Origin of the sequence: Citrobacter sp. JGM124, assembly GCF_018257795.1 — a bacterium.
Lineage (GTDB): Bacteria > Pseudomonadota > Gammaproteobacteria > Enterobacterales > Enterobacteriaceae > JGM124.
In genome coordinates this window covers 208,671-235,321 of the sequence record NZ_JAERJD010000004.1, presented here as the reverse complement: position 1 = coordinate 235,321, position 26,651 = coordinate 208,671, and the positions used below count along the sequence as shown (strand labels likewise).

The window sequence follows — 26,651 nt, the reverse complement described above, 5'->3', positions numbered from 1 at the left end:
AAGGAGATGCCATGCTTTGGTCATTTATTGCGGTCTTTTTTTCCGGTTGGTTATACGTCGATTCGTCTTACCGTGGGCCAGTCTGGCAACGATGGGTGTTTAAGCCCGTCACCGTCCTGCTACTGCTGTTACTCGCTCTGCAAGCCCCTTTATCTGAAGTAACCGGCTATCTAATTATTGCCGGTTTACTGGCCAGTTTACTCGCAGATACCTTAACTCTGTTACCCCGCCAGCGCCTGCTTTACGCCTATGGGGCTTATTTCCTCTCCCATTTGTTGTATAGCCTTTACTTCATCAGTCACACCAATATTGACTATGACTGGCAGCTTCCGCTGGTGTTGATCATCATCGGCGTTGTCGCCATTTCCATCATTTGGGCACCACTGGCGGAGCTACGCATGCCCGTGCTGGCATTAGTGGGGATCACTCTACTCATGGTTTGGCTGGCAGGGAGCAACTATTTTTCACGCCACAGTGATGCCAGTTTTTCTGAGTTTTTGGGAGCAGGACTACTGTTGTTGGGGAACCTGGTCTGGCTTATTAGCAAGTATCGCCATCGGTTCCCGGCGGACAGTGCCATTGTCGCCGCCTGCTATTTTGGCGGGCATTTCTTAATTGTCCGTTCACTCTATATCTGACTTACACTCACCCGGTTAGCAATGACTTTCTGACTATAAAATAATCCTTGACTCTGGAGTAAGCTCCAGAGATTAGGATGGACCATAAGAGAGTCATTATTACCCGGAGAGTGCTATGCACGATACATCTCAAGACAATCATAAAACGCCCCAGTTTCCGCGTAGTAAATTCAGCCCAATGCCCGCCAGGGAGCATGCGTGCTGTGCTGAGGGTGTTACCTGTGAGACCCCACCTCTCCAGCCATCAGCAGAGAGTGGTGACAGTTATAGCTGGCATGTAGAAGGCATGGATTGTGCTGCCTGTGCACGTAAAGTTGAAAATTCTGTTAAAAATATTCCTGATGTCCAGCATGTTCAGGTGCTATTTGCCACTGAAAAATTGCTTGTAAAATCCTCCAGAGATATTCGCAATGAAGTAGAACAAGCGGTCACGTCTGTGGGTTATAAACTTAGCGATAGCACCACTCCCAAAGCAGCACCTGACTCGTTCTGGCAGGAAAACAGACAAATCATTGTTCTGATAGTACTGATGATGGCGAGCTGGGGGCTGGAACAGGCCAGTCATCCCTTCGGGAATATTGCCTTTATCATCACAAGTCTGGTCGGGCTCTGGCCTATCGCCCGTCAGGCATTGCGTCTTATCCGTGGCGGTAGCTGGTTTGCCATTGAAACCTTGATGAGCATTGCGGCGATAGGCGCCCTGTTTATCGGCGCTACCGCTGAAGCTGCCATGGTGCTGGTACTCTTTCTCATTGGTGAACGTCTGGAGGCCTATGCAGCCAGCCGGGCTCGCCGTGGTGTCAGTGCATTAATGGCTTTAAAACCAGATACCGCTACACGTATTCAGAATGGGCAACGTGAAATTGTCGCCCAGTCTGCACTGCGCCCGGGTGATATTATTGAAGTAGCCGCCGGGGGACGCTTACCTGCCGATGGTCGCCTGTTAAATGATTTTGCCAGTTTTGATGAAAGCACCCTGACCGGTGAGTCGATACCTGTCGAGCATCAGCAAGGTGAAAATGTCTCTGCGGGCTGTACCAGTATTGACCGCCTGGTTCAGATAGAAGTGGTCTCCGAACCAGGGGACAGTACTATTGACCGTATACTACGGTTGATTGAAGAGGCTGAGGAACGTCGTGCACCTATCGAGCGTTTTATCGATCGATTTAGTCGGGTTTATACCCCATTAATTATGGCGCTGGCGCTACTGACTGTGATAATTCCGCCCTTGTTTTTTGGCCAGCTTTGGGAGCCATGGATCTATAAGGGCCTGACACTGTTGCTGATTGGCTGTCCCTGTGCCCTGGTTATCTCAACACCTGCAGCGATCACTTCGGGCCTGGCTGTCGCCGCTCGTTATGGCGCACTGATTAAAGGCGGAGCTGCACTGGAACGACTGAGCCAAATAGAACAAGTCGCTTTTGATAAAACCGGGACACTCACTATCGGTAAACCTCAGGTGACCACGATCACCACACTTGAAGGGGAGGAAGAAAATCAATTACTGATGTTAGCCGCCGCCGTTGAGCAAGGCTCCACCCATCCTTTAGCCATGGCGATTACTTATGCGGCACAGCAAAGAGGCCTGACTCTGCCTGTGGTTGGGCAACATCGTGTCCTTTCTGGCATCGGTATTGAAGCAATGATTGGGAATGACATGATCAGGCTGAGTTCCCCCACCAGGCTGTCTGCTGGGCAACTTGATCCCGTCTGGCAACAGCGTATTGCTCAACAAGAAGATGAAGGGCAGACTGTGATTGTCGTTCTACGCCAGAACGCCTTGTTGGGTACCATCGCCATGCGTGATGCCCTGCGCAGTGATGCCCGTGTTGCCGTGAATAAACTCACTGAATTGGGGATTAAGGGTATTATGTTAACCGGGGACAATCCCCGTGCGGCGGCCGCCATTGCATCAGAACTGGGTATTGATTATCACGCCAGCTTATTGCCTGCTGATAAGGTGAATCTCGTTAATGAATTAGGAAAGTCATCCCCACTGGCGATGGTCGGTGATGGCATCAATGATGCCCCGGCAATGAAAGCCGCCACTATGGGAATTTCAATGGGTAGCGGGACGGATGTCGCCCTGGAAGCAGCCGATGCGGCTATCACCCATAACCGCCTGACGGAGTTATCGCGAATGATAACCATCGCCCGGGCAACACACATGACGATTCGCCAGAATATCTCTATTGCGCTGGGGTTAAAATTGCTATTCCTGGTGACCACCTTGCTTGGATTCACCGGTTTATGGATAGCAGTACTGGCCGATTCTGGGGCAACAGCCCTCGTCACTGCGAATGCGTTACGGTTACTACGTCAGAAATAACCGCAACCGGGTGGCCGAGGCCACCCTATTCCGGGCCACACCACTATGCGTGGCACTTACGCAGTAAGTAACGGTAAGGTTTACTGGCGGCCTCTGAAATGACCAGCTCATGTTCCATAAAACGGCAGAAACCAGGAATGTCGCGGGTTGTTGCCGGGTCATCTGCTATGACGAGCAGGGTTTCACCTACTGCCATCTTGCGTACTGTTTTACGCACCATCATCACCGGTTCAGGGCAACGTAACCCCGTGGTATCCAGACTGTGGTCAAAAGTCGCAAATAAGTCAGTCATCACGCCACCTCTCGAAAAAAACTGCGCTAGTTTACGCCAGAAGGAATTTAGCGCAAGTGACGTGAACGATTGCGCTAAAATTAACCATTGCAATGGTTATCGAAAGCAGTATCATCCTCCGGCTTTACCATAAATCAGCAGAATTTGTTCTGGCTGATTCTGATTTTTGGGTTCCCTCACCCCACCACTAAAAAGGTTACAATATGCTGCAGTTAAACTCACGCCAGCGCACCACTGCGTTGCTATGGCTATCTCTGTTCCATTTGTTAGTTATTACTTCCAGTAACTATCTGGTTCAGCTTCCGATCTCTGTATTCGGGCTCCATACCACTTGGGGCGCATTCAGTTTCCCGTTTATTTTCCTGGCGACTGACCTGACAGTCCGCATTTTTGGTGCTCCCCTCGCCCGACGAATCATCTTCTTAGTGATGATCCCGGCACTGGCTGTCTCTTATGGTATTTCGTCACTGTTTTATATGGGGAGCTGGCAGGGGTTTGAAGCCTTGGGTCAGTTCAATCTGTTTGTTGCTCGCATCGCCATTGCCAGTTTCATGGCTTATGCACTGGGACAAATTCTTGATATTCAGGTCTTCAACCGTTTAAGGAAAAGTCACTACTGGTGGCTTGCCCCTTCGGTCGCAATGATATTCGGTAATATCAGCGATACCCTGGCCTTCTTCTTTATTGCATTCTGGCGCAGCACCGACCCCTTTATGGCACAGCATTGGGTTGAAATTGCACTGGTTGATTATGGTTTCAAGATCCTCATCAGTCTGATTTTCTTCTTACCTGCCTATGGCGTTTTCCTGAATTACCTATTAAAACGCTTTACAGATAAGTCTGAAACTTCTGTCTTGCAGCTTGGGTAAATGACACAGAGCACCCTAATGGTTCCGTTGACTCTCAGAAAGTACGCGGGATAAATCCCCCGAGGGCAGGCAAAAGTCTGTTCCTTGGGGCAGGAAAGCAGTTAATGCATCTGCCGCCTAAAGAATGAAGGGGATATCTTGTGATAAAGTATCTGCATTAGCCTGCAGGCTTACTAACGAAAAGGAAGAGTACAATGCATAAACTGGTGAAATATGTCGGAGTCAGCCTGTTAGTTATGGGGCTTGCTGCTTGTGATAATAAAGACAGTGACACAAACACTGTTGATTCCTCTGCTGCAACAGCCCAGGCCGCGCAAACCGTCACGTTACTGGATGGAAAAGTCAGCTTCTCTCTCCCGACAGATATTAGCGACCAAAGTGGTAAGGTCGGCACTCAGTCGAACAATATGCATGTGTATTCTGATGCATCGGGCCAGAAAGCAGTGATCGTCATTATCAGTGAAGACAGCACCGATACTCTGACAGCCTTAGCCGATCGGCTGGAACAACAACAACGCGCCCGAGATCCACAACTACAGGTTGTCTCAAACAAGTCGATTGAGATTAAAGGTCACCCCATACAGCAACTGGACACCATTATTTCAGCCCAGGGTCAGACCACATATTCCTCTATTGTATTAAGCAAAATCGGTAACCAGCTCTTAACTATGCAGGTATCTTTACCTGCTGATAACCAAGCTGAATCCCAGGCCAGTGCAGAACGTATTATCAGCACGCTGACCATCAATCCATAGTCATTGCTGTTTTAAGCCTGCGGCCCTGTGTCGCAGGCTTGTTACACCTGGTTTTTACCAGAAGCCCCTTCGTCCCGAAGTCTGCTTTACTCCCAGTGTGATATATCGTGTTTACTGAGCCCAATATCCCTTAGCTGCTCCGGGCTTAACTCGCGCAGCCTGCGTACCGTCTGACGATTAACGGCCTTGCGACGAAAATAATGATAAAGCATCACCAAACCTGAAAAGGGTTTACGGGCCTGGTTCTCGTGAAATTCCATCATCTGCTCCTTATCATGGTGTTGAGCCCATGATGCTGAGTCAGATCAAAAACCAAAAATTACAAAAAACGCTCCTTCATGATAAAAATCGAGTAAAACGATGCCTGAATAGCATTTTTTTCCGCTATCTGTACTGTTTTTTTGTTTTGTCTGGTTCAAATCGAGCTACAGAAGGAGATCTGGAATGACCGTTTCCATTGAACGATAGAAAACGGCTAAAGAATGCGCTGACTCATTCCTGTGGTGAGCAAATTCGTGCAAGAGAATCGGCATGAGTCATGTGTGGGAGTGAAATACCTCCCACACATATGGCTCAAAAAAGAAAAGAATTTTTCAATAAAAAAACAAGGCACTAAAATTACAGACCTGAATGTATAGATACGAGAATACCCACTACAACTCTGTTTGCACATGTCCAATACTACGAGCCCAGGGACTATCCTTTTTGAAAGAGGCTGGCAACTGCTGTAATGCTCGTTTTGCTTGTGACATGGTCGCATATTCACCATGCACTAAAACAAACCAACGCTGACCATGCCGTTGTGTTTCATACACTAGGTAATTAGATAATTTTTGTTTTCTGGCCATCGCCAATAATGGCTCAGACTGACTTGCGCTACCCAATTGTAATGTATAATGTTTCTTTGATGCATGGCGAATATCCCCCCCTAAGTTCAAGGGGGCATGGGCTGTCGGCACAGGCGCAGTTTTAAGGGCTTGTGGTGCTTCCGTCACCGGCGGAATAACCGTAGTAGATTCACTTTTATTTTCTGCATCTGAGCTCGACGATACTGATTTTCCCTCAGTAATAGCGGCCCCATTGACAGCCCTCGCATCAGAGAGCCCCTTTCGACTTTCCGATAACACAAGGGCTTCTTCTTCATCAACAGGTCCTGTGCCCGGTGGTTCCATAGTATTTGGCTCTGACTGGTGCATCAGTGGCAGCTCAAAAATTTGAATAACCAGTGGTAGATCATCCACTTTCTGATTGTTTTCAGATCCCTTCAGGAACTCTTTACTCAATAAATTATCATCCTGATGTCCCTCAGGCACCGTCATTGGCTCCACAGCCTGCTCGGATTCTTCTCGTGACGCTATCTCCCTCTCTGTTTTCACCGGAGGAGATAACGTTAAAGAATGCTCCTCTTCTTGACCTGATATCTTAGCCCCCAGTTGGATAAGATAACGGCCCACGGTTTTACGGTACGATGTGGCTGGTTCAAGATCAAATTGGGATTCTTCCTTCGCCTGCGCTGTCTCCGACTCTTCGACCACTGCCTCTGCGGGCTCAGGTACTGCTGTCTTCGCCTGCTCCGGTTCGGACGCTTCTGCCACTGCCTGTGCTGTCTCAGGTACCGCTGTCTTAGCCTGCTTCGGTTCGGACGCTTCTGCCACAGTCTGTGCGGGCTCAGGTGCTGCTGTCTTAGCCTGCTCCGGTTCGGATGCTTCCGTCTTAGCCTCTTCCGCCCCGCCATTGGACGATAAAGCCCCCTGTAAGGTATCGTTTACCGTCGGTGGATTGTTTTTTATGGGGGCACTATTCCCCGGCAACGGCGCTGTACTTACCCCGGGAAGGGCAGGAAAAACAATATCCGGCAGTTGCTGACACGAACTGGTGCTATCAGGGCGGATGATTTTTGGGGCAAGCTGCTTGTTATGCTCGGCCACATAATCCAGCAATTGTTTTGCCATGAATCCTGTTTCCCCCCCCACCACTGCAGCTTTATTTAACCAATACTCCGCACAGGATGTACTTTTAGAGCCGCCAATACCGTCAAGAAACATTACCCCCAAATTATATTGTGCAAAAGGGTAGCCAGTTAACGCAGCCTTATGTATCCAATAACGACCCTTGGATAAATCTTGTTTGACGCCATCTCCATTCGCATAGTGCACACCAAAATCATATAGATTTGTAGGGACTACTTCAGATGACATCCTCTGCCAACAAGCAGCTTCCGCATCCTCATTAATGAAACAATCATTAACAATACGATTAAATTCTACGACTTCGGATTGAAGAGGCAAGGATATAAAAATAATTACTGATGGTATTAGTCGTAGTATTTTTTTATATGTATACATTCGTGACACTCGCACCATACTCAAAGATAATTATCAATCGATTCAATCCCAAGATATATTGATCGTGGCAGTCGCGCTTGCAGGGCCAAGGTTATTCACTTTATTATTTCCGCTTCCACATAAATTAAAAACATAAGGAATTTTATTAGCTCCTACTTTAAGTTTCTCTGTATCGTACCACTTACTGCTGTCCCCGAAAACAAGACCATCAGTCGCACCTGCTCCGCCACTACACGTATTTGTAGGGGGCTGGTTTAACCATCCTCGAATCTCACCAGGTGCCAGTTCTCCATTATCATTTTTCAGTATTAAAATATATTTATGTGCAGACAATGCATCTCCTAATACTTGGACTTTTGCATTTGCTGTCGCACTTTGAGAGCTACTAGTGCAATTTATCGTTAAATCGCCTGTTTTCTGTGCTATAAATGCGTTTTCCTTAATGCCCAAACCATGAATAATCCCAAAATCAACGGTAGGGGGGGCTGCAATAACGCACTCCATCGGCTGCACTATTTTTATTGTCGAACTATCGAGGATATTGAACCTGCTCTGACTGAATCTAATATCTGCAAAAAGCACAGGATCAATGGAGTACGTCCCAGGCTCCGCCTGTGGGCCAATCCAAAGACCTGGCTGGATATTTATAGTATCAGTACCCGAGTTATAATCATCCATGCCCTCCTGAGTTACACCAAAGCCCATGTGGCCCCATCTATAGCCTCCATTGTTTATCGACATTTTAGCCACACCACCGGTAGCGACAGGGTCCTGGCCCCTAATTAGAGAGAAAGAGGCTGTCCGATGAATACCCGATCTCGACTCCATAATCGCGTCTACGGTACCATTGAGAGTGATTACAATATCGGGGGCCACTAAATAGCCAGATACACCATCTGATGTCTTACCCCATAGATTTACATACTCTATATACCCAAAAGAATTTTCGTTATTTAGATAAAATTTACCAGTACTAGGAAGGACAGCATGCACGTTAGTCCCCGTCCAAACTGAGCCACCATTGACCAAGTAGGTGCCACTGACCGCCTGGGACAATGATACCGGGCTGTACAGTACCACCAGAAGGAGACTGGCAATGCGCAATGTGGATAGACAAGCGAGTTTACGACGGGCCGGAATCGCCTTATGCTGCGAATAACTACCCCAATGTATCCACCGTTTCAGAGAATACAGCATCTGTTTTATGGGCCTGTATTCTGCTGTCATGCGGGCACCAAGGAAGGACATCTCTCGGTTATTATTTGTATTCATGCTATTTATCTGTCTCATATCTGTTTCACTCAAAAAATTGGCGCCATGAAAGGCAGGCTGAGTGACGTGATTGATATTCCAGGCTCAGGACGATAGGGAAAAAGGTTCGACCATTGCATCAGTCAGCGGCTTTCTCACCACCACAGTGGTAAGTCACCTGCCGTATCGGATTATCCGGGCTGGTTGCCAGGTTGGATAACGCCGCAAATTTCACTGTGCACTGACGATCGGCACCGTTCCCCCATTTCACCAGTAACTCACCTTTCTCCGGTAAACCAGCAAGGTACACCTGACCCATATCCCCGACAATGCCACTCACTTCGTCGCCACCAAGCAGACTTTTAAGGGTCGCAATAGCGCCAAATGGCACCGGGTTCTGATTGGCCTGTTTTAATGTCATCAGTACCTGGTACCCGACACGGGTGGCAATATCCACCTTCACCACGGCCCCTTTGGTCGGGTACACATTGGCATTGGAGTGTGTCACATCCACCCCTTCAGGCAGCGTAGTCGGATCGATCCCCACGCTATTTTTCATATAATCCGATAAATAAGGGGCCACGGCGTAGCCCTGCCAGTCAATGGCCGCATCACCATTCATCAGGCGAGTTCCCGAAGCACCCGGTGCGCTGACCAGTGCCACCGAGTCCCCCAGCGACCGTGCCAGGGTTACCCCGCCACTGTGCACCAGTACCCCGCCACTGGCGTTCATATTGATTGACCGTGAGGTATCGCTGTAGCTATACCCGGTGCTGATGCTCCCCTTGCTCCCTTGATACCCCATATTGGCGTTGCTCACTGCCGTTTGCCCCTGGTTACCCCAGCTCTGGGAAACACCATAAGAGAGGCTGCTGTCCAGCGCGCTGCCACTGAGCCCCATCTGGTTTTGCGTGCGCCCCTGGTTGTCATGGCTCATCGTCGTGGTGGCATATATTGACTGCAAGTTTGAAGAGTGCCCAAAAATACGGAATGGGATACTGACACTGGCACTGACCTGGCGGTTTTCCGGCCAGCTGCCGTTGGTGTCTTTAATACGGTCAATGTTGTAATTCACCCCAAAACTGACCCCTTTCACACTGCCGCTGTACCCCAGCGATAACCCTGTCAGGGTTTTGTTATTGCCCCAGTAGTCATCCCGATTCGCACGAAAACGCAGTGTGCCGTAGCCGCCAAGTTGCTGGCTGAGCTGTGTCTGGAAACTGCTGCGACGGCGCTGCAATGTCCATGGGCTCAGCCCGTCTTCCAGGGTATAACCCTGGCTGTTAAACTCACTAAAGTTATAGTAATTTTCTGTGGAATAACGCAATGCTGTTAAATCCACTGATGTTCCCGTAGACGTCAAACTCTTTGAGTAACGTAAGCGGTACGACTGCCCGGTTTTACGCTCGGAGGAATCAACACCAGTTTTAAATTTCGCCACGGAACGGGTGGCATCCACTGAAACCGCCCCGATCTCGCCTAATGACACCCCGGTCCCGGCGCTCAAGGCCTGGTAGTCTTTTGCCACTAATGCCCCACCAAACAAGGTGATACCGTTCTGCAATCCGTAAACCCCGGTGGCTAACACAAAGTCCGACTGGCGAGAGCCCTGCGTCAGTGCCCCGTCGTAGCGACCCGCGGTCAGCTCATACTTCCACCCCCCCGGGCGCAGCATCATTGGCAGTGCGGAATAGGGCACCATAAACCGGCGCTCGGTGCCATCAGCCTCCGTTACCGTGACATCGTAGTCCCCTGATAACCCCGCCTGCTGAATATCATTAATATAAAACGGGCCCGGTGCGACATAGGTTTCATACACCACATTGCCATTTTGTCGTACCGTGATACGGGCATTGGTATTCGCCACGCCGCTAATCACCGGGGCATAGCCCCGTAACTGGCTGGGCAGCATCTGTTCATTTGAGGCCAGCTTCACCCCTTTGAAGGATACACTGTCAAAAATATCCCCCCCGGTGCTTGCCTCACCAGCCAGCACATGGGAACGCAACCCTTTAATATCACGCGATAAATAGGTATTAGAAAAACGGGTATCCTGCTGCGTTTGATTCGACTCACTCCCACGACCACTGTATTCAAAGCGGGTGTGGGTCATGGTGCTACGCAAACGCCATGGTCCCAGGTTGGCCCCGCCGCGCACGGAAGCAAACAGGTTATCACTCGTCGTCGAGTCACCGTTACCCTGGTCATTACGGTTTTGTCCCGCGCTGACACTGTAGTTAAACAGCAGTGCGGGGATACCGTCCTCCCACAGTTCAGGATTCGCATGGCGTGTGTAATTGGGGCTCATGGCCACTTGCGGGATACTCAAATCCAGCCGTAAACGCGCCAAATCCAGTTTGCTGGTGGCCTGTGGTATATAGGCAGCTAAATCGGTAACTGGGGCATCGACGGCCAACGATTTGAGCTCTGGCACATTCGGCACATTCACCCCCCAGGACTCCAGCAGCGCTGGGGTCAGTTCCGGGGCCACCACCTGTTTGGCATTCTTGACAAAATGCAGCTTAAATTGCCCCACATCTTGCTGATTGACAAACACCGCAACCGTGTAGTCCCCTTCCGCGACACCACCCTCCTGGGTAAAGGCAGACAGATCCACCTGATTGGCTTCCCCGCTTAATGCCAAAAAGCTCGGGTCAAAGTAATCTTCCCCATACGCATAAGGCATGCCCAGGAAGACACTTGTGCTAATCAGGCTTAAGCGAAAAAATAAAGGTACTCCAGTATATTTTCGGCATTTTTTGCGTTGCATGTTATGCATACATCCGTCTCGGTTCATTAAGCAGGTCTTCAATTAGCGCAGGGGCTGGGTCAGTTCAGGGGTTTGCTCTCCACGATCATTAATTAATCGCCAGCCCACCGTTGTTGCCCCTTTTACAACGCGATAAGATGCTGTTGTGAAGGGGGCCAGCATCCGTTGCTGCCCTAATTCAAGCTGCCCCCCGTCGACACTTACGTTCCCTAAGGTCACGTAATACGGCGTGGGGTTGTTCATCGTTAGCTGCGTACCCTGAAGGGAAAATCGCAACGCGGCCGAACGCTGTTCGGCACTCATTTCGGTAAGCCCTTCGGGCCGATAAAACAATTTGAGGTTATTTTGCAAGGCCAGTACCATTTGGCTGCTTCCCTCGCTCCCCTCTGACAGGGGCTTGTGCTGGCTGGGTATTGCCTTGAGCGACAAGCTGAAAATCGATTCCCGGTCTGTCGGCAGACTATTTTTTATTAACCGAATACGCAGGGTCATCTTCTCTTCAGGGGCAAAACGCGCTAATGGCGGCAGCACAATAAAAGGTGTCGACGGCGAACGCTCGGCTTCAGCCGCTGCTACAGGCTGGCGTTCATCCCCGGAGGTGGTCATACCCGGCTCACTACTCCCCCAGGGCAGAACCCTTGATTGCAGCAGATAGACATAAGGGGTACGGTTGGTCACCGAAAAAGTGATCCCCGCTTTGGCACTCCCGGGGTAAATAACTCGCGTATTATCCAGTACGATACCTTCTGGCTCAGAGTGCGTATTCGCCCAAACGTCAGTCATTCCCGCCAGAGAAAACAAAAAAATCCCACACCACCGTTGAAATCGACTCATCACTTCACTCCCGTGTTTAGCGAGACCACTGATACTGCTCACTCACCCCGCCAAACTCATTAATCACTGACCATTGCACTTTATTCGCCGGGCCGGTCCCCTTCACCTGATAGGTCTGGCTGGCATAAGGGGCAACCATGGCACCCTGCTCACGAACACCGACGTTCTGCCCATTGAGGCGCAGTTGGGCGAGCGTCACATAATAAGGCGTCGGGTTATTGACTACCAGCGCCTTTCCTTTCGTCTCAAAGGTCAGCTTTCCTGGTGCCGCTGCCGCCGGCATCGCCAGCCCTGATGGGCGATAAAACAGCTTAATCACCGTACGAATCCCCAGCGATACCTGGGTGGAGGTCATCCCTCCCTGGTCATCCGTATCGGTCTCTACCACACCACTCTTTTTGACGGATGGGATAGCTAAAAAACTCAAATAGAAAACTGACTCACGGTCAGCAGGTAATGCCGAGGTATTATTTTTGCCGATCAGTACCGTATTACGGCTCTCTTTTTCCAGCCTGAATAGGGGCGGCGTCACCATAAAAGGCATGGCTTCAGTGGACTGCCGGTTCGCATCAGGGCTCGGCAGCACTCGACTGTTAACCAAATAAACACGATCGCTATTATTATTAAGGGTCACCTTGGCACTGTTGTCACCGGCATTAAAAATGACGCGTGTCTGGCTGAGGCTTAACCCGCCTTCCGCATAACTCAGCGTAGAGGCGAAAAAAAACAGGGATAATGCACTGACAACTTTTGCAAAATAAGGGTGTGTAACGCGTTTTTTCATCATGCTGGCCTCATTCATACACAAAATCAAAGGTCACGGTGGCTTTAAATTCCCCGCCTTGACGTCCAGAATAACTGCAGTCACCACAGCGCAATGAAGCAACCATCGGCAACGTCGTATTTACGGTGTTAAGCTGGCTGTCCGTTGACCAGTCAGATGCAGATATCACCCCATTTTCAGCTAAATTAAGATTTGGGCTGAATGTGCTATTGCCATCCGTCTTTAATAAAATACCATACCCGTTTGCATCCATCGGGCCCATCACGTCACGAAATAAGGGTAGACCAAACTCCGAAGTCTGCGCGCCACTCACTTTAATAGAGGGGGTTAATCCCCATCCTGCACAGTTACTCAGAGTGATGTCAAAGGTTTCATTTGTCGAGGCTGTTTCCCGTTCTATTTCGAGCGAACTAAAGGCATTTCCATTATTAAACTTTACTGAAGCCGGGGCACTAATATCGCACCCCCCACCTACAAATACGGCCTGAAAATTGAAGACACTGGTTGCGGTACCGGCGAATACGGCTGGGCTTATCCCCATCAACCCCATGCTAATACAGAGCACGGGAAGACTGATTTTCATGCTTCCTCCTGTTTCTTGTTACTCAAATGCCACATTGAGTGTCAACGAAGCATGAAAATGACCGGGAATCACCACCGGCTGAAAAGGCCCCACTAACCCCACCCATAATGTGGTATCACTGTGATAATGGTTGTCATCATCCAGTACCGCCAGGGTATTCCCCTGCCCGCCGTGTCCCAGAGCCAGCGCTGGCTGGTAAAAATCAGCTAACGCAATCGGGCTATCATCCGGTGACTGGCGTAACATAAACCCCACCCCATTAGGGGACCCACTCAAAAAAACTGTTTGCTCAACATCGTCGGCATAAGGTGTTTCCCCCTCAATCGTCAATGTCGGGCGGATGGCTTCATGCTCATCCTCACACTGCAACTGCAGTTGTAAGGGCTTCACCTGGTAAGTTTGCACCGCGCCAGTCAACTGACTGACCGCCAGCGGTTTAAATTGCAGGGTGTGTTCTGTGACCTGCACATCGCACCCCAGGCCTTTATTGGCAATAACCGCCGTCAGGGACGATACAGCTGCCCAGGCCGATGCGCTTACCGCCAGCAAGCAAGCGACAAGCGTCAGACGTGGTGTTACCTTAGTCAGTAAAGCCATCGCAAGCCCCGTTAATTAGTCATACTTGAATTCAAAGGTCACATTAGCCACAAGGTCCCCCCCTAAACGGCCATCGGTTTCGCAATCACCACAACTTAATGTTGCAGCCATTGGGATCGTGCCATTCAGGGTCGTTAAGCTGGTGTCTGTGTCCCAGTCATCGCTGGCAGCAATCGTTTTTGTGGCTGCCAGGTTGGTATTCGCCTCAAAGTTTGCATTGCCATCAGTGGCCAGTAATACACCGTAGCCCGTCGATGTTGACGTTGCCGCATCCAGGAACAGGGCCGTACCAGCATCAGTGTTGGACTCGCCTACCACGGTAATTTTGGGGGTCACACCCACGCCTTTGCAGTTCGCCAGCGTGATATCAAACGTTTTTTTAGCTGCAGCGTTGCCATCTTCAATCTGGCTTGGTAATACCGCATCCCCATTATTGAAAATAACAGTAGCCGGCGCCGAAATATCACATGCCCCTTCAAATGCTATCGTGGCACTAAACTCAGTACTTGCTGAGGTCGCCGCCCCGGCGTTCAGGCTAACCAGCAGTGCGCCTAATGCCATCAGTGCCGCAGCACCTTTCTTTTTATTGAACTGTTCCATTAAATTTCTCCGTACCACCAAAATCATTAATTGCTTGCCACGTCACCTTGCCCGCCGTATTCGCACCCGTGTAGGTCATTTGCCCGAATGGTGCGATCATGGTGTTCTGCTGGCGTGCACTCAGATTGACCGCTTTTCCGCCAACAGTCAGTGACGTTAACGTCACGTAGTAAGGGCTTGGATTGGTTACCCGTAAAGATTGCCCCTGACGGGAAAATTGCAGCGCTGCCATGCCTTGCTGCTGGGTCATGGATAACCCTGCAGGCCGGTAGAACAACTTGACGATGCTCCCGGTGGACACGGTGATGGCCCCACCCAATTCCGTTTTAGCCGCTGGCTCATGCCCTTTGCCCGCCGGCACAGCCATCACACGTAAATAAAAGAGGGACTCTTTATCGTTTGCCAGCGCCTGGCTGCCAGTTTTCATTATGCGCACCTGGTTTGTCGCCCCCGGCTCTAACCGAAACAATGCTGGGGTGACTGAAAACGGGGTCACAGTTTGCTGGCCTTTCACATCTTTTAATACTTGGGCTTTTACTAAATAAGGTGTGGAAGACTGGGCACTGCTGCTAATACCCACCGCCTGGCCTGACGCCGTATCCGCCGAGGAAAATACAATGCGGGTACTGTCGAGTGAAATCCCCGCGACCGCATTTGCGCACACCAAGCACAATGACAATAACGCCACTGGCAATAAACGACTTTTGCCCATGAATACCTCTCTTTTATTACACCACCAGATATGCAGGGAAAGCCCTGCACACCCGATAATTTCGATCAATTATTCAACGACATAAGCCACTAAAATTGGCGCGCTATATATACCTGGCTCTGGTGTCGCTGTCGTTGATGCCATGCCTACATTGAAGTTATACTCAGTGGTTTCCCCAACTTTCGCATCAACTGCAATTTCCTGGCCGTTAGTGATCAGCTCATTTGCTTCGTCTTCAATCATAAAGCCCACGGTGTTTGCATCGTCCTCAACGAAAATATTCTTATCGTTGTTTTTCAGGGATGTTAAGCCCTGAACCACGATGCGACCTTCTTCATCCGCTGAACAGTTTGTTAAGGCTACTGGCATCGCAACTGAACCTAATTTTGTATTGGCAGCAAAATCAGCAGATTTATATGCACCCACGTTCAGGACAGATTTACCGCCGTTCACGGTCACATCACAAGTCGTGCTGGTGATGATCCCCTGCAGGGTAATTTCCTGTGATGCATCTGCCATGGCATTGATGCTTGCACCAGACAGGCTTGCGAATAATGCGGTAGTTAATGCGATTTTTTTGAAAGACATAAATAAAATCCTCTAGAAAAATAAAAAGATAACAAAAAAGTTAAGCAACACCATATAATTAGCTTCGCCCAACATATTACTTACATAAAATATAAGCTTATGACTGCATAGTAGATATTTACCGTGCAAACAAAAACTCACATTAAATAATGTCCAGATTAAAAAGGCTTACGTTATATATTTATATATAACTCAATACATCTATACATAAATTTTACAATAACAGATAATCATCACAAAAAGTCTATATTTAAATTCACATAAAAAAACAGAATCCAGAATAAAAAAATAAAACAGCACGTGAAAGGAAATTTATTAAAAACAAACAGTAAACTACCAGTATAAATATACTACCGAGTGGGAATCATAATAATTAATAATATTTACCTTCCTGGGTTTGGGCCGACATAATAATGAGAATGAATGTTTCCATTAAATGCCAACCCCGTGTATCGCCCAGGCGAATACACACCCACAAACCAACCCCCTTAAAGGGCGCTGGGCTTATATGGCTACAACGTATATAATACTTCCCGAAAATCATTCCGCCATCAAATAATACCTTAAAGCAGAATGACCAATTGCCTTACTTCTTAACTTGGAAAAGATTCTAGCATGATGTTTTTGGTTTTCTATTAAGACGAACCTTAAAATCTAAAAGTGCATCGAAATACCCTTGATGATAAGAACACACGCCTGCCTGTAGCACAGTGCGCCTGTGCCACATCACACTTCCAGGGAACTAAACCTCTTTATCATGTTTAGCCCCCTGCCCAGCTTTGTTTGATTTTCGCTTCTCTTCATTACTATACTCAAAAAGATTCGGGTTGTAGGGAGATAACCACTCAAGGGGTCCTTTCGACTCACTGGGTTCTGTCACTGGTATTTACGCCAGTGTTGTCACGTTTTGCAGCCCCTGTTTACGTCATCAATACACGGTTGTTCGCAAGGATTCTACTATGTCAGAGAGCATGACCTCTTTTCACAACGCAGTAACCTCACTCGATTTGTCAGAATGGGACTCAAATGAACAAGCATCTGTCGTGGGGGATCTGGAGCAAGGTAAGGTTATCTTCTTACCCCATCTGGCATTCTCTCTCAGTGAACAAGAAAAACACTTGCTTGATCCTGTTTGGGTTGACCCTAAACGGAAGAACATCAGTTATCAGCCATTACAAGATAAGCTGAACGGTGTGGCTGATGACGCTCAGGAACCCGCTGTTCGTGCGTTATTGCAACGCCACTATCACTCCTGCCTGCAGCTGATTTCCGCTATCCTGCCTGAGTACCAGCCTGTATTACATACGCCAACCAATAGTCTGCGTCTGCACCCTGTAGCACGCTGGACTCAGAATACCTCATGGCGTAAAGATGATAGCCGTTTACATGTTGATTCATTTCCTTCACGCCCTAATTATGGCGAACGTATTTTGCGTATTTTTACCAATATTAACCCCCATGGGGAAAACCGTTCCTGGCGTGTGGGTGAACCATTTCCAACCCTGGCAGAACGTTTTTTACCCCGTCTGAAGCGTTATTCCCCCATCAGTAGCTGGCTGCAAAATACCGTCGGGATCACCAAAAGTTACCGTAGCCACTATGATCATCTGATGCTGCAAATGCATGATGCGATGAAATCGGATATGGATTATCAGAAAAATGGCCCACAAGTCGCGATTGAATTCCCACCGGGCAGTAGCTGGATCTGTTTTTCTGATCAGACCCCACACGCAGCAATGGGGGGACAATTTATGCTGGAACAAACCTTCTTATTACCGGTGAATGATATGCATGACCCACAACAGTCACCACTCAAAGTCCTGGAGTCGATGACCAGTAAATCATTAATTTAAAATAAGCACAGGTGATGTAACCCTGTGGCATGCTCCATCACCTCAAGTCAGCCAAACAGTTTTAATGCAGCAATACGCGCTAACCCTGTGGAAAGCGCTTCATCATCCGCCGTCAAACTCAGGCGAATAAAGTGCTCCCCACAGGCACCAAAACCTTGCCCCGGGGCAACCAAAACATGGGCATCCAACAGCAAGCGTTCTGTCAATTGCCGGGAGGTATAACCCGGTGGTGTGGGGAGCCAAAGGAAGAAAGTACCTTGCCGGGAGTCAGCCCGCCAGTGCATGCGTTGTAGCATCTCCAGCACCCAGATACGACGACGATGGTAAACAGCTGTAAAGTCACGAATCTCGGTATCTGGCAAGTTTAAAGCATGGACAGCTGCATCTTGCACAGCACCAAATACCGTGCTGTAGCTGTGGGTATGCAGCTTTTTAAAGGCATTAATAATAGAAGCATTTCCCACAGCAAAACCAAAACGCCAGCCCGCCATCAGGAAAGTTTTTGAAAGGGTATAGATCTCAACGCCCCACTCTTTGGCTCTCGGTTGTGCCAGCAGGCTTGGTGGAATATCTTCAGTATCACAGCCAATCGCCGCATAGGCAAAATCGTGCACCAGAGGCATCTGCCAGCGCTGTGCAAAATCCAGGGCCTGCTCAAACAGTGCAGGTGAGGCTACTGCCCCCGTCGGATTATGGGGGTAGTTCAACATCAGCAGCCCCCCCTGTCGGGCCACATTCTCGGGGACCTGGCTAAAGTCGGGTTGAAATTGTCGCCCTGCCTCTAAGGGAATACCATAAAATTGTGCCTGAGCCTGAGCCGCAGCAGAACGATACAAAGGGTAACAGGGGTCGGTGGAGATCAAATATTGTCCTGGGCTGAGTAATGCGCGTGGCAGCCCTGTGACACCAATATGTGCTCCCTGAAAAATGGCGATTTCGCTTTCAGGGTCAAGCAGCACACCATACTGTCGCTGATAAAAATCGGCTATGGCCTGGCGAACAGCAGGCTTTCCCCAGAAAGAAGGGTAATCGTGATTTTCTGGCCGCGCCGCGGCGATCTGTAAGGTGCTGACCAGGGCTGTGGCAGTGGGTTGACGTGGACTCCCGGAGGAGAGATCAATGAGTGGCAGATGAGTGGTATCAACCCGTGCCAGCATGTTTTCTAGCGCACTGAATAAATTTTCTTCTAATTGTGCCACCAACGGCGAGGCTGAAAATACCGGCATATTCTTCTCTGGCAATTTTAAATATTTTGGCGACTATCGCACACCTTATATCCCCGGGGATATTGAATAATGTGCAATCCAATACACAAAATTAACTATCTATTTATCAAAAATGCAATAACAAAAAACAGAAATAGTTAGCACAAAAAAACATAGCCAGCGGTTTAGTTTAACTTTTCCCTCCCCTGAAAACTGTGATTTAATCGATTTATTATGAGCAGCTTACCAGGAATATTAAAAACATGCGTAAATCACTTCTCTGTGGATTAGTTGTAACATTATTATCTTCCACTACTGTTTTTTCCGCAGCCCATGCTGATGACAAGAAAATTCGCATCGGGTTTAACCCTGGTCCTTATAAAGAGCAATTTCAAAAAGGTATTGAGCCCTATTTAAATAAGCATGGCTATACCGTGGAATATAAAGATTTTAGTGATGGTGTTCAGGTCAACGATGCCGTTAGCCGGGGAAATATCGATGCCAACATCATGCAACACCCGGTTTATATGGAATCCGTCAATGATCGCCTGGGAATCGATAACATTGGTATTGTACAAGTCCCGACACCCCCAATGGGGCTTTACTCTGAAAAGATAAAAGCGCTTGAAACACCCAAGCCTGGAACCGTAGTTTCTATTCCAAATCAAGCTTCTAATGCCTATCGTGCCGCACTAGTTTTGCAAGATATTGGCTGGATAAAAATTCGACCTGATAGCGATCCAGCAACTTTCTCGCAGCGATTTGTCAGTGAGAATCCATATAAAATCGTCCTCAAAGAGATGGATAACGCCCAACAAGTTCGCTCCCTGCCGGATGTTGATTTTGGCCTGATTCAAGGTAACTTTGCTGTGTCGAGTGGGATGAAATTGAACTCTGCGCTGGAGCTCGAAAAACCAACCAGCAAATTTGTTAATGTCGTCACTATTGCAGGTAAAAATAAGGATGCTGCATTTGCGAAAGCAATCATTGATGGTTATCACTCAGACGAATTTAAAAATTATATCCGTACCAATCCGCAATATGCCGGATATATGCTACCTGATTATTTTAAATGAATAACCCGATAATTAGCTTTCAGAATGTCAGCAAAACATTTTCCCGTAAGGGAGAAAACTTCCTGGCATTAGATAATATTAACCTGGACATTAATAAAGGTGACATTTTTGGCATTATTGGTGCCAGCGGAGCAGGAAAAAGCACCCTGCTTCGTTTAATTAATCACCTGGAATCGCCCAGTCACGGTACCGTATTAATTAATGGTGTTTCGCTACAGGGTATAAATAAAAAACAGCTCAACGACGTGAAGAAAGATATTGGTATGATCTTTCAGCATTTCAATCTTTTGAATTCACGCACTGTATTCCACAATGTCGCGATTCCGTTAATTCTACAGGGGCGGGATAAGGCCTTTATTCATGAACGGGTGATGGAGCTGCTAGAGTTCGTCAATCTCGGTGATAAAGCCCAAAGCTACCCGGATGAACTCTCTGGTGGCCAAAAACAACGGGTCGGCATTGCACGAGCATTAGCTGGTAACCCTTCTATCCTATTATGTGATGAAGCCACCTCAGCACTCGACCCGCATACCACAGTGCAAATTTTGTTATTACTCCAGGAGATCAACCAACGCTACGGCATCACCATCGTATTGATTACTCACGAAATGTCAGTAGTACAGAAAATATGCCATAACGTCGCTGTCATGGCAGATGGGCACATGGTGGAACAAGGTAATGTACTGGCATTATTTGGCCAACCACAGAATACGGTCACGGCCAGTTTTGTGCAGTCAGTGATTCACGACCGCCTGCCAGAACAGACAGTGGCACGTATTAAACAACAGAAAGATAGCAGAGCATTGCGACTGGAGTTTGTGGGCCAGACAGCGCAACAGCCTATTGTCAACCAACTGATCCGCGAATATCCGGTACAGGTCAATATCCTGTTTGCCAATATGTCCGAAGTCCAGAACACTATTCTCGGTTTTATGATTGTGCAGTTAAGAGGTGAAACGGCACATATCGATTCTGCCATTCACTACCTTCATACCGCAGGGGTGAAAATCAGCGATGTTTGAATATTTTAATTCCGCCGTCACGGGTGATCAATTTCTCCTGGCACTCTATGACACATTAGTCATGGTCAGTATTTCACTGGGGTTTGGCTCACTTCTTGGCATTCCGTTAGGTATCATACTGGTCACCTGCCGCCCTGGCGGAATTTTACCCAACCCAGTGCTTCACCAAATACTGAACCCGATAGTGAATATCCTGCGTTCGCTACCCTTTATTATTTTACTGATCACGATTCTGCCCATAACCCGCTGGCTGGTTAATACCACCATCGGGACCCCAGGGGCGATTGTGCCTCTTGTGGTCTTTATTGCCCCCTACATTGCCCGACTGGTCGAAAGTTCCTTGCTTGAAATTGATGATGGCATTCTGGAGTCAGCGAATGCCATGGGCGCCACAACATTTCAAACTATCTGGCACTTTATGCTGCCAGAGGCCGCTTCGTCACTGATTCTGGCACTGACCACCGCCACTATTGGCCTGTTAGGGGCAACAGCCATGGCAGGTACCGTCGGAGCAGGAGGGATTGGAGACCTGGCTATTACCTATGGTTATCAACGGTTTGATGTCTTCGCTACCCTGTCCACAGCACTGGTGCTGATCATTATCGTTCAGCTGCTACAAACCGCAGGCACAGGCCTGGCCCGTCGTATTCGTCGCGAATAATCTGAGAGAGAAATTATGCCAATCGTAGAAAGCTTTACCCTCGACCATAACAAAGTTATTGCCCCCTATGTACGTATCGCTGGCACGGAACGCCATGCTCAGGGTGCTGTGGTACAAAAATATGACCTGCGTTTTTTACAACCCAACGTTTCGTCTATTCCCACCGCAGCGCTGCATACCCTGGAGCACCTGCTGGCTTTTGGTATTCGCGAGGAACTGCAAGGTGTTATCGATATCTCCCCCATGGGCTGCCGCACCGGTTTCTATTTAATCTTGTGGGATGAACATAGCCCAAAAGAGGTTGCTACCGCCCTGACCCGTGTACTGGAGCGTGTCATTGATGCCACCGACGTTCCTGCCGTGAGTGCCCTTGAGTGTGGTAACTATCGCGATCACTCCCTGTTCTCCGCCAAAGAGTACGCTCGCCAAGTTCTGGCGGAGGGAATCAGTACGGATGCATTTTCACGTCAGCTGTAAAATTATTTAATAACCCTATCAGCCCATTTCGCTTATTGCGTCCACTGGCTGACGGCAACGAAGGCTCTAAGGAATATGGCTATGTTTTCGGTAAAATCACCAGTGGATTATATTCAGCAAGCAGGGCTGCGTTACCACGTAGGGGAATACATTCGCCCATTCACCCGCCATCTGCGCATCCTGACTTCCCCTTCGGCCTGGGAAGCCGTCAATCCGGCATTGAGTGAAAGCCTCGATAACGCCGGCATCCGCTGGCAACGTGAGGACTTAATCGGTGAATGCACCGAGGAAGCGGTTCGTCAGTTTCAAGATAACCTTGTCGCACAAGAGGCGGAAGGGATACTCGCCATTGGTGGTGGGCGCGTCATGGACACCGCAAAAGCCGTCAATAACAGGCTGGGCAACAAGGTGCTTATAACCCTGCCAACACAGGCAGCCACTTGTGCAGCCTGGTCCCCACTGGCGATTATTTATAATGCAGCAGGGGGGCACGTTAAAAGCCAGGTGCTCAATACCATGCCAGTGTTGATTTTGGTCGATAGCGAGATCATTGCCCACAGCCCTGTTCGCTATTTGCGAGCAGGAATCGTTGATGCGATGGCTAAATGGTATGAATTTGAACCCTATCAGCGCCAGAATCCAGACGCTCTGGCCCTGAACATAAAAGTCTCCATTGCGCGACAGGCAATAGATATTTTTCTGCGCTGGGGTGAGGATGCTATTGAGGCCAACCAGCAGCGACAGGTTACGCAAGCACTTGAAAAAGTCATTGAGGCTAATATCGTTCTGGCAGGGCTTGCCAACAGTGTGCGTGGCCCTCTGGCGACACCTGCTTTTGCCCATATCATTCACGATACCCTGACCCATCAGCCCGAAATCCACACTTGGCTGCACGGGGAAAAAGTGGGGTATAGCTTGTTAATTCAGTCTCTGGTTGAGAATCGCCAATGGGAATCTGATGGTGAGCTGCTCACGTTGTTACGCAGATTTCACAGCCCACTGCGTTTACCCACCTTGTCAGGAGAACGGTCAAAACGGATACAGCAAATAGTGAATGCCATCTTGTTCCCGGTGGATCATCTCAGGGATCTCCCCTTTGGGATAACGAGTCAGGGGCTATTGCAGGCATTTCTGACCACAGATAACCACAATTTTCAGGCTGAGTAAGCACTGATCGCTTTTCTTCAAAAAGCTGAAGCAGGTGGTCCGCCACCGCCCTTACGCGTCTGGAATGTGCCAAGTCAGTATGCAGCACCAGCCAAATAGACTGATCAGCCTGAGGGGCCGGTAACAGGCAAACCAATCCCACTTGTCTGGCGAGATAATGGGGGAGAACCGCCAGCCCCAGCCCAGCCACCGTCGCTGAAAGTTGTGCCGCGAGACTGTTAGTCTCCAGTCTGCAAGGCTTGCCAGACAGGAGGCGGGTTAGCCACTTGGCAGCAGGCAAATGACGATGGGACTCACTCCAGCCGATAAAACAGTCTTCATCAAACAAAGGTGACGTCAGACCAGCACGCCGGGTATCGAGATAACTGCGCGCACCATAGAGACCAAAACCTAAAGTTCCCAGCTGTTTTATCGTCACATTCCCGGATTCTGGCCTGACCATTCTTATCGCTAAATCCGCATCGCGTCGATGTAGATTAACAGCCTGAACCCCGCTGATAACCTCCACCCGTAAATCAGGATATTGGGCAAAAAGTAGAGGGAATGAAGGAATAATGAGCGGATTAGCCAGGTTTTCCGCCGTTGCAAGACGAACACAACCGGCAACACGTCCTTGTTGTTGAGCAGCATCACCAAAAGATTGCCCGGCAAACTCCAGCGCCTCAGCCCGTTCCAGCAATGCCTCACCGTCATCCGTCAGTCTATAGCCCGTTTGATGCCTGCTGAATAACCGGACACCCAAGGCCTCTTCCAGACGATCCAGACGCCGGGATACTGTGGCAATCCCCATCTCCAGCATGACCGCCGCACGACTCAGGGTGCCGCCACGAGCGATAGCCAGAAATACACGAGCATCATCCCAAAGCAAAGAAGGGGGCATTTTTATTTTCCATTATCGGAAAACCGAGTTCCAGTTTTCGTTATTTTTTTAATAAATTCGGAAAATTATACTGCCTGCATTCTATTCTGTTAAGGGGAAGTATGATGCAACGACGTAAGCTTGGAGCTGACTTGGAGGTCTCCGCTATCGGCCTGGGATGCATGGGTATGAGTGAATTCTATGGTCCGCGGGATGACAAACTCGCACTACAAACACTGGCACAAGCCGTAGAAATGGGGGTTGACCTCTTAGATACCGCCGATATGTATGGCCCCTGGCACAATGAAGAGCTGCTCAGTCATTTCCTGAAAACCCATCGCCCCAAAGTACGGGTTGCCACCAAGTTTGGTATCGTTCGTAAACCGGGTGAGTATCAACGTACCATCGATAACAGTCCCCACTATGCCAGGCAGAGCTGTGAAGCTTCGCTGCGTCGTCTCGATATTGAGCAAATAGACCTCTACTACGTGCATCGTGTCGACCCTGACCACCCCATCGAAGAGACAATGGCAGGCCTAGTCCCGCTAGTACAGGAAGGGAAAATTGCCCGTATCGGTCTGTGTGAAGTCAACGCTGCCACACTGCGCCGCGCACATGCCGTACACCCGATTGCCGCCGTGCAGACAGAATACTCATTATGGACACGCGATGTCGAAACTGACGTGCTTCCAGCTTGTCGTGAACTGGGTATCGGCCTTGTTGCCTACTCCCCCCTGGGCCGCGGTTTTCTGACCGGTAAATTCCAGAATGATGCTTGTTTTGAGACAGATGACTTCCGTCGCAGTTTGCCACGTTTTCAGCCAGGAAATATCGATACTAACCGTATGCTGGTTAATGTGGTCACTGACCTGGCCGTACGCAAAGGCTGTTCAGCCGCCCAAATTGCCCTCGCCTGGCTACTGGCGCAGGGCGATGACATCGTTCCTATTCCCGGAACCAGGCGTATCACCCATCTTGAGGATAATCTGGGGGCATTGTCGGTAGATCTCAGCCCTGATGAGATGGCGGAGCTGTGCCAGTCACTGGAGATATTACCGATAGCCGGGGAACGCTATACAGAAGAAGGGATGAAAGGGGTCAATGCATGAATAAGCTGGCTATTCTCCGCCAAGTATTGGTTACCCGGCCCAGGCATCAACAGCTTGTTGGAGGGATCGATAATGGAACAGATTAATATTCAGCATAAGCCACAGGAGGCAGTGTCATGGCATACCTGGCTTGCGGTTACTGCCCTGGGGTTCAGCTCTTTTGCCATCGTGACGACCGAATTGGCGCCTATCGGTTTATTGTCACCCCTGGCAGCTGAATTTGGACAAACAGAAGGCACGGCAGGACTGATCGTTACCGCTTATGCCTGGGTTGCCGCCTTGGCTGCTTTACTGTCAGCCTTGTTTCTCGGGCGGTTGCCACGCAAACCGTTACTGGTTGGCTTGATGCTGATTCTGACCCTGTCCAGCACGCTTGCAAGCCTGGGCTCTGCGTTCTCGACTTTAGTGATCGCCCGTATGGTCGGCGCACTGGCACATGGGGCATTTTGGGCCATGATTGGTACCGTCGGTGCCCAGCTGGTGCCCCCCCAAAAAATGGGCCTGGCGACCTCCATTATCTTTGGTGGCGTCTCGGTTGCCAGTGTCCTGGGTGTCCCTCTGGCGAATATACTCACCCAATTCGACGGCTGGCGCACAGCATTCACAGTGATTGCGCTGCTCTCTCTGCTAACCACTTTTGCTATCGCCTGGACCCTTCCCCGCCTGAGTTCATCTGCTCTTATTGATATCAATGCACTGGGTCGAATCCTGAAGAACTCAACCTTTCGACGGCTCTATATCGCCACTGCCTGCTCAATTATGGCGCATTTTTCCGCCTTTACTTTTATTGAACCATTGCTATCAAGCTCACTCAATATACGCACCAGCCTGATCAGTACGTTATTGGTCACATTCGGTGTCGCAGGCGTGATTGGTAATGTTATTACTGGCAAGTTTATTGACCACCATCTCAAATCTCTGGTGCTGCTATCGTTAAGTTTGATGGCCCTGTCAGTACTGGTGGTGGGCAATCTGACAGCGGCCAGCCCGCGACTATTGGTGGCTATTCTGCTCTGTGGCTGGGGGGCATCGGTGACGATTGTGTTTGTCGGCTTCCAGACTTGGATCTTAAGGGAAGCGGGTGCTGCCGCCATGCCTGCTTCAGCGATTTACGTAGCCATCTTTAATGCCGCTATTGGCGCAGGTGCTCTGGCAGGGGCTCTAATATTATCCGTCACCAGTATCAATGGCCTGATGGGCATAGCGGCTTTTGCCATTGCCGGGAGTATTATTCCCGTTATATTGATAAAAGCACCTTCCCGTTAATTTACCCCT

General features: G+C 49.2%; 25 protein-coding genes and 1 pseudogene. 12 read left to right on the top strand and 14 right to left on the bottom strand.

Annotated features, from left to right (window positions below; genetic code table 11):
* Nucleotides 1-11: 11 nt before the first annotated feature.
* Both JK154_RS07480 and zntA read left to right on the top strand, forming a co-directional pair.
* Nucleotides 12-638, top strand: a complete 627-nt coding sequence (locus tag JK154_RS07480) for a lysoplasmalogenase (protein ID WP_211991888.1) — start codon at nt 12-14, stop codon at nt 636-638.
* Between the two features lie 115 nt (nt 639-753).
* A complete protein-coding gene (zntA, locus tag JK154_RS07475) occupies nt 754-2,967 on the top strand; it encodes a Zn(II)/Cd(II)/Pb(II) translocating P-type ATPase ZntA (protein ID WP_211991887.1) in 2,214 nt (737 codons plus the stop codon).
* Between the two features lie 43 nt (nt 2,968-3,010).
* On the opposite strand, the gene tusA is transcribed toward zntA, so the two are convergent.
* Nucleotides 3,011-3,259, bottom strand: a complete 249-nt coding sequence (gene tusA, locus JK154_RS07470; RefSeq protein ID WP_211991886.1) for a sulfurtransferase TusA — start codon at nt 3,257-3,259, stop codon at nt 3,011-3,013.
* Nucleotides 3,260-3,462: 203 nt separating this feature from the next.
* On the opposite strand from tusA, the gene JK154_RS07465 reads away from it, so the two are divergent.
* Complete coding sequence (locus tag JK154_RS07465) at nt 3,463-4,128, top strand: 7-cyano-7-deazaguanine/7-aminomethyl-7-deazaguanine transporter (protein WP_211991885.1); 666 nt, start codon at nt 3,463-3,465, stop codon at nt 4,126-4,128.
* Between the two features lie 194 nt (nt 4,129-4,322).
* On the top strand, nt 4,323-4,883 hold the full coding sequence (locus JK154_RS07460) for a DcrB family lipoprotein (protein WP_211991884.1): 561 nt from the start codon (nt 4,323-4,325) through the stop codon (nt 4,881-4,883).
* An 86-nt stretch (nt 4,884-4,969) separates the two neighbouring features.
* Here the strand turns inward: JK154_RS07460 and JK154_RS07455 are convergent, their stop codons facing one another.
* From JK154_RS07455 to JK154_RS07405, 11 genes are all read right to left on the bottom strand, one after another.
* Nucleotides 4,970-5,146, bottom strand: coding sequence for a DUF1127 domain-containing protein (locus JK154_RS07455; protein WP_249215813.1), 177 nt, complete (start codon nt 5,144-5,146; stop codon nt 4,970-4,972).
* A gap of 390 nt (nt 5,147-5,536) precedes the next feature.
* The gene (locus JK154_RS07450) at nt 5,537-7,039 is read right to left on the bottom strand and encodes an SPOR domain-containing protein (protein WP_211991883.1); all 1,503 of its coding nucleotides are present in this window, start codon (nt 7,037-7,039) and stop codon (nt 5,537-5,539) included.
* A 231-nt stretch (nt 7,040-7,270) separates the two neighbouring features.
* Complete coding sequence (locus tag JK154_RS07445; RefSeq protein ID WP_211991882.1) at nt 7,271-8,533, bottom strand: hypothetical protein; 1,263 nt, start codon at nt 8,531-8,533, stop codon at nt 7,271-7,273.
* An 85-nt stretch (nt 8,534-8,618) separates the two neighbouring features.
* Complete coding sequence (locus JK154_RS07440; protein WP_249215811.1) at nt 8,619-11,165, bottom strand: fimbria/pilus outer membrane usher protein; 2,547 nt, start codon at nt 11,163-11,165, stop codon at nt 8,619-8,621.
* Between the two features lie 126 nt (nt 11,166-11,291).
* Nucleotides 11,292-12,083, bottom strand: coding sequence for a molecular chaperone (locus tag JK154_RS07435; protein WP_211991880.1), 792 nt, complete (start codon nt 12,081-12,083; stop codon nt 11,292-11,294).
* Between the two features lie 16 nt (nt 12,084-12,099).
* Nucleotides 12,100-12,870, bottom strand: coding sequence for a molecular chaperone (locus tag JK154_RS07430; RefSeq protein WP_249215810.1), 771 nt, complete (start codon nt 12,868-12,870; stop codon nt 12,100-12,102).
* Nucleotides 12,871-12,877: 7 nt separating this feature from the next.
* Nucleotides 12,878-13,450, bottom strand: a complete 573-nt coding sequence (locus JK154_RS07425; RefSeq protein WP_211991879.1) for a fimbrial protein — start codon at nt 13,448-13,450, stop codon at nt 12,878-12,880.
* Nucleotides 13,451-13,468: 18 nt separating this feature from the next.
* The gene (locus tag JK154_RS07420) at nt 13,469-14,047 is read right to left on the bottom strand and encodes a fimbrial protein (protein ID WP_211991878.1); all 579 of its coding nucleotides are present in this window, start codon (nt 14,045-14,047) and stop codon (nt 13,469-13,471) included.
* A 15-nt stretch (nt 14,048-14,062) separates the two neighbouring features.
* Nucleotides 14,063-14,647, bottom strand: coding sequence for a fimbrial protein (locus JK154_RS07415; RefSeq protein ID WP_211991877.1), 585 nt, complete (start codon nt 14,645-14,647; stop codon nt 14,063-14,065).
* Nucleotides 14,631-15,359: a molecular chaperone gene (locus JK154_RS07410; protein ID WP_211991876.1), complete on the bottom strand. Its 729-nt coding sequence runs from the start codon at nt 15,357-15,359 to the stop codon at nt 14,631-14,633. The genes JK154_RS07415 and JK154_RS07410 overlap by 17 nt, the downstream gene beginning before the upstream one ends.
* A 69-nt stretch (nt 15,360-15,428) precedes the next feature.
* Nucleotides 15,429-15,947, bottom strand: coding sequence for a type 1 fimbrial protein (locus tag JK154_RS07405; protein ID WP_211991875.1), 519 nt, complete (start codon nt 15,945-15,947; stop codon nt 15,429-15,431).
* Nucleotides 15,948-16,906: 959 nt separating this feature from the next.
* Between JK154_RS07405 and JK154_RS07400 the strand changes: the two genes are divergently transcribed.
* On the top strand, nt 16,907-17,800 hold the full coding sequence (locus JK154_RS07400) for a Kdo hydroxylase family protein (protein ID WP_211991874.1): 894 nt from the start codon (nt 16,907-16,909) through the stop codon (nt 17,798-17,800).
* Nucleotides 17,801-17,847: 47 nt separating this feature from the next.
* On the opposite strand, the gene JK154_RS07395 is transcribed toward JK154_RS07400, so the two are convergent.
* Complete coding sequence (locus JK154_RS07395; protein ID WP_211991873.1) at nt 17,848-19,026, bottom strand: aminotransferase class I/II-fold pyridoxal phosphate-dependent enzyme; 1,179 nt, start codon at nt 19,024-19,026, stop codon at nt 17,848-17,850.
* Between the two features lie 242 nt (nt 19,027-19,268).
* Between JK154_RS07395 and JK154_RS07390 the strand changes: the two genes are divergently transcribed.
* From JK154_RS07390 to JK154_RS07370, 5 genes are all read left to right on the top strand, one after another.
* The gene (locus JK154_RS07390) at nt 19,269-20,081 is read left to right on the top strand and encodes a MetQ/NlpA family ABC transporter substrate-binding protein (protein WP_211991872.1); all 813 of its coding nucleotides are present in this window, start codon (nt 19,269-19,271) and stop codon (nt 20,079-20,081) included.
* 8 nt (nt 20,082-20,089) lie between these two features.
* Nucleotides 20,090-21,103, top strand: coding sequence for an ATP-binding cassette domain-containing protein (locus tag JK154_RS07385; RefSeq protein ID WP_349291100.1), 1,014 nt, complete (start codon nt 20,090-20,092; stop codon nt 21,101-21,103).
* Entirely contained in the window at nt 21,096-21,764 is a 669-nt protein-coding gene (locus JK154_RS07380; RefSeq protein WP_211991870.1) for a methionine ABC transporter permease, read from the top strand. The genes JK154_RS07385 and JK154_RS07380 overlap by 8 nt, the downstream gene beginning before the upstream one ends.
* A gap of 15 nt (nt 21,765-21,779) precedes the next feature.
* On the top strand, nt 21,780-22,241 hold the full coding sequence (locus tag JK154_RS07375) for an S-ribosylhomocysteine lyase (protein WP_211991869.1): 462 nt from the start codon (nt 21,780-21,782) through the stop codon (nt 22,239-22,241).
* A gap of 81 nt (nt 22,242-22,322) precedes the next feature.
* Nucleotides 22,323-23,408: an iron-containing alcohol dehydrogenase family protein gene (locus tag JK154_RS07370; protein ID WP_211991868.1), complete on the top strand. Its 1,086-nt coding sequence runs from the start codon at nt 22,323-22,325 to the stop codon at nt 23,406-23,408.
* Nucleotides 23,409-23,415: 7 nt separating this feature from the next.
* On the opposite strand, the pseudogene JK154_RS07365 reads toward JK154_RS07370, so the two are convergent.
* Nucleotides 23,416-24,288, bottom strand: a pseudogene (locus JK154_RS07365) (LysR family transcriptional regulator); the annotation flags it as partial.
* 104 nt (nt 24,289-24,392) lie between these two features.
* Here JK154_RS07365 and JK154_RS07360 point away from each other — a divergent pair.
* Both JK154_RS07360 and JK154_RS07355 read left to right on the top strand, forming a co-directional pair.
* Nucleotides 24,393-25,376 (top strand): aldo/keto reductase, encoded by a 984-nt coding sequence (locus JK154_RS07360; protein ID WP_211991988.1) that lies wholly within the window; start codon nt 24,393-24,395, stop codon nt 25,374-25,376.
* A gap of 72 nt (nt 25,377-25,448) precedes the next feature.
* A complete protein-coding gene (locus JK154_RS07355; RefSeq protein ID WP_211991866.1) occupies nt 25,449-26,642 on the top strand; it encodes an MFS transporter in 1,194 nt (397 codons plus the stop codon).
* Nucleotides 26,643-26,651 lie beyond the last annotated feature (9 nt).

Excerpts from the sequence above, each read along its gene's own strand:
- JK154_RS07430 (WP_249215810.1), bottom strand. The coding sequence starts at position 12,870 with ATGATGAAAAAACGCGTTACACACCCTTATTTTGCAAAAGTTGTCAGT.
- JK154_RS07355 (WP_211991866.1), top strand. The coding sequence starts at position 25,449 with ATGGAACAGATTAATATTCAGCATAAGCCACAGGAGGCAGTGTCATGG.
- JK154_RS07425 (WP_211991879.1), bottom strand. The coding sequence starts at position 13,450 with ATGAAAATCAGTCTTCCCGTGCTCTGTATTAGCATGGGGTTGATGGGG.
- JK154_RS07455 (WP_249215813.1), bottom strand. The coding sequence starts at position 5,146 with ATGATGGAATTTCACGAGAACCAGGCCCGTAAACCCTTTTCAGGTTTG.
- tusA (WP_211991886.1), bottom strand. The coding sequence starts at position 3,259 with ATGACTGACTTATTTGCGACTTTTGACCACAGTCTGGATACCACGGGG.
- JK154_RS07380 (WP_211991870.1), top strand. The coding sequence starts at position 21,096 with ATGTTTGAATATTTTAATTCCGCCGTCACGGGTGATCAATTTCTCCTG.
- JK154_RS07465 (WP_211991885.1), top strand. The coding sequence starts at position 3,463 with ATGCTGCAGTTAAACTCACGCCAGCGCACCACTGCGTTGCTATGGCTA.
- JK154_RS07435 (WP_211991880.1), bottom strand. The coding sequence starts at position 12,083 with ATGAGTCGATTTCAACGGTGGTGTGGGATTTTTTTGTTTTCTCTGGCG.
- JK154_RS07460 (WP_211991884.1), top strand. The coding sequence starts at position 4,323 with ATGCATAAACTGGTGAAATATGTCGGAGTCAGCCTGTTAGTTATGGGG.
- JK154_RS07410 (WP_211991876.1), bottom strand. The coding sequence starts at position 15,359 with ATGGGCAAAAGTCGTTTATTGCCAGTGGCGTTATTGTCATTGTGCTTG.
- zntA (WP_211991887.1), top strand. The coding sequence starts at position 754 with ATGCACGATACATCTCAAGACAATCATAAAACGCCCCAGTTTCCGCGT.
- JK154_RS07375 (WP_211991869.1), top strand. The coding sequence starts at position 21,780 with ATGCCAATCGTAGAAAGCTTTACCCTCGACCATAACAAAGTTATTGCC.
- JK154_RS07415 (WP_211991877.1), bottom strand. The coding sequence starts at position 14,647 with ATGGAACAGTTCAATAAAAAGAAAGGTGCTGCGGCACTGATGGCATTA.
- JK154_RS07370 (WP_211991868.1), top strand. The coding sequence starts at position 22,323 with ATGTTTTCGGTAAAATCACCAGTGGATTATATTCAGCAAGCAGGGCTG.
- JK154_RS07405 (WP_211991875.1), bottom strand. The coding sequence starts at position 15,947 with ATGTCTTTCAAAAAAATCGCATTAACTACCGCATTATTCGCAAGCCTG.
- JK154_RS07480 (WP_211991888.1), top strand. The coding sequence starts at position 12 with ATGCTTTGGTCATTTATTGCGGTCTTTTTTTCCGGTTGGTTATACGTC.
- JK154_RS07360 (WP_211991988.1), top strand. The coding sequence starts at position 24,393 with ATGCAACGACGTAAGCTTGGAGCTGACTTGGAGGTCTCCGCTATCGGC.
- JK154_RS07395 (WP_211991873.1), bottom strand. The coding sequence starts at position 19,026 with ATGCCGGTATTTTCAGCCTCGCCGTTGGTGGCACAATTAGAAGAAAAT.
- JK154_RS07390 (WP_211991872.1), top strand. The coding sequence starts at position 19,269 with ATGCGTAAATCACTTCTCTGTGGATTAGTTGTAACATTATTATCTTCC.
- JK154_RS07420 (WP_211991878.1), bottom strand. The coding sequence starts at position 14,047 with ATGGCTTTACTGACTAAGGTAACACCACGTCTGACGCTTGTCGCTTGC.
- JK154_RS07400 (WP_211991874.1), top strand. The coding sequence starts at position 16,907 with ATGTCAGAGAGCATGACCTCTTTTCACAACGCAGTAACCTCACTCGAT.
- JK154_RS07440 (WP_249215811.1), bottom strand. The coding sequence starts at position 11,165 with ATGCCTTATGCGTATGGGGAAGATTACTTTGACCCGAGCTTTTTGGCA.